The organism is Methylocystis sp. (genome assembly GCF_021731785.1).
Lineage (GTDB): Bacteria > Pseudomonadota > Alphaproteobacteria > Rhizobiales > Beijerinckiaceae > Methylocystis.
On sequence record NZ_JAKFWS010000162.1, the window covers coordinates 1 to 2,662 of the forward strand.

A 2,662-nucleotide genomic window follows, 5' to 3' on the forward strand; every position below is an offset into this window, starting at 1 on the left:
GACGCAGCACCACGCGCGAGGTCGCGGTCTTCTGGCGCTGGCGGGCGTAGGCCGAAAGAAGATCGTAGAGGCTCGCCTGGAATTTCGGATGCGAGATGGTCTCGACGCCCTCCGGCCCGCCGCGCAAAAACATGTCGCGGCCAAGCCGGGCGCGTTCGGTGAGTCTGTCGGCGGCGCGGCGCATCAGCTCCAGCCGGCGCAACCGTTCGGCGAGCGCGGCGGCGAGGTCGGAGGCCGACGGTTCTTCGCCTTTCGGGGGCTCGGGCAGCAGCAGCCGCGACTTCAGGAAGGCGAGCCAGGCCGCCATCACCAGATAGTCGGCGGCAAGCTCCAGCCGCACCCGGCGGGCGGCCTCGATGAAGGCGAGATATTGCTCGGCGAGCGCGAGGATGGAGATGCGCGCAAGATCGACTTTCTGCCGGCGCGCCAGTTCGAGCAGCAGGTCGAGCGGCCCCTCGAATCCGTCGACGTCGACAAGAAAGGCCTCCTCGCCCGCGCCACGGGGCTCGTCCATTTCGAAGGTCAATTCCTGCGCCATAGGGGCTTTGCGTCTGTTTCCCTTGCCGAATCGGCCGCTCCGAGCGACTCGTTGCGAGATTGGCCCCTAAGGCCCGCAATCGCAAGCGCGGCCTGCGCTTTGGAGGCGCCGTCCACAGGAGAGGGAGCTTAGGCGACGCCATGAAATAGCCGAATCGGTCGCAGGAGCTTTGGCGCGCCAGGAGGCTCGCGTTCCAAGGGCGGCGCCTCCCGGACCGCGAGCCTCCAGGCTCGCTTGGCTGCGAACAGGCCGGAGTCGGCGCATTTAATTCGCGGCGCCGACTAGCGGAAGGGATCGACAATCCGCAGCTTATCGTCCGTGCGAAAGGTCCTCGGAATAGAGCCGCGCGCATCCCCTGCGCCTGCGCCGCGGCGATGATGACGGCGCATCGGCGCAGCGCGCGTTGACTCCTTCCGCGCTCCACGACAGTGTTTCGACGACCGTGGCCTTGTGAGTATGGACGAAAGGGCGGCTGGGCTCTCGACAGAGAGCAGGGCGGTATACGTTTTCTCGAATTTAATGGAGCAAAACAAATGGGTAACGGGGGGATGGGGATGCGTTATGGATCGGGACTGGTTTTTGTAATAGTTTTGGCGGGCGCTACTACTGCCTTCGCGCCATCCGCGCGTGCAGCCTGCACTATTCCGTCTGGGTCATACGCCGGCGTGAAGGCCGGCAGCGATTTCTTAAATGCCACGGGAATCCCCGGCTTTACTAATCAGACGATTTATAGTGTGACCTCGATGACAATCACCGAGTTTCCCACGGCCGCGTTAACAGGGAAATTTGCGTTGCTCGCAAAGTTGTCGGTCTCGCCGCCAACCAACCCCCAAAATAGTATTATAAATGCTGCGGGCACAATTTCGAAAATAACTGGTTACGATGCAACAACTTGTTCGGGAATTATAACAACTTACGCCAATTCAGCTGTCACCCCTATTAATTGCACCGCTGGGCCCAGCTGCGTTACCGGCGCCCAAACAGTTATACAGATTACATCGACTTTCAAATTTACAAGCAGCCAAGGCGGCGCTCACGTGACTCTCGCGCCTATCGCAATTGACCCCGTTGCGCCTGGATCCTACTTCGACCTATGGCGGCAGTGAACGCCACTCGGCCCTTCTGGCGCCATCAGCGCCAGACTGGCGCTCGCCCGATGGGTTCGTTCGTCGCCAGAAAAGTCTGTCGTGACGAATCGCGCCCGTCGGTCGACGGCGAAGTCGACGACAAATGATCCTGACGGCGACAAGACCCGTTAGAATTCACGCCACCGCCGACATCGCCGCGTCGAATTCGCGCGTGGCCTCGGCCACGTCGAAGGGTTCGATCTGCTGAACGCATTCGAGCGCTTTTTCGGCGCGCGCCAACGCCTTGCCCGCCAACGCCGGCGCGCCTTCGGCGACCGGCCGCGCTTCCGCGAGGTCGCCATTGCAATGGAGCACGACATCGCAGCCCGCCGCGATGGCGCGCTCGGCGCGTTCGCGAAAGCTCCCCGTCAGCGCCTTCATCGACAGATCGTCGGTCATCAGCAGGCCGTCGAAGCCGATATGGCCGCGGACGATATCGTCGATCACGGTCTTCGAGAGGGTGGCTGGCCCCGTCGGGTCAATATGCGTATAGACGACATGGGCGCTCATCGCCATCGGCAGATCGGCGTTGGCCTTGAACGGCGCGAAATCGACGCGCTCCAGCTCCGCGCGGCTGGCTTCGACGACCGGCAACTCGAAATGGCTGTCGGCGCGGGCGCGCCCGTGCCCCGGAATATGTTTCATCACCGGAATGACGCCGCCCGCCATCAGGCCCTCCGCGGCGGCGCGGCCGATGGCGGCGACGCGCGCCGGGTCGCGGCTGTAGGCGCGATGGCCGATAACGCCATGGGAGTCCGCCGAAGGCGTATCAAGCACCGGCAGGCAGTCGACGTCGAAACCGACCGCTCGCAGATCATGGGCGATGAGCCGCGCGCCGAGCCAAGCAAGCCGCTCGGCCTGCGCGGCGTCGGCGCCCGCCGCCTCGAAACGCGCCGCTGCGGGATAGGCGCGCCAATGCGGCGGACCCAGTCGCTGAACGCGGCCCCCTTCCTGGTCGACGAGAATGGGCGCCTCGCGCCCAAGCGCCGCACGAACG

2 protein-coding genes are annotated in these 2,662 nt (G+C 64.1%); both read right to left on the reverse strand.

Annotation, left to right across the window (positions count from 1 at the left end; all coding sequences use genetic code 11):
• Positions 1 to 538: ScpA family protein (locus tag QZ964_RS20100; protein WP_292533886.1), on the reverse strand; the 538-nt coding region annotated here is incomplete at its 3' end.
• 1,262 nt (positions 539 to 1,800) lie between these two features.
• A partial coding sequence (locus QZ964_RS20105; protein WP_292533888.1) for a glycoside hydrolase family 3 N-terminal domain-containing protein occupies positions 1,801 to 2,662 on the reverse strand: 862 nt, incomplete at its 5' end.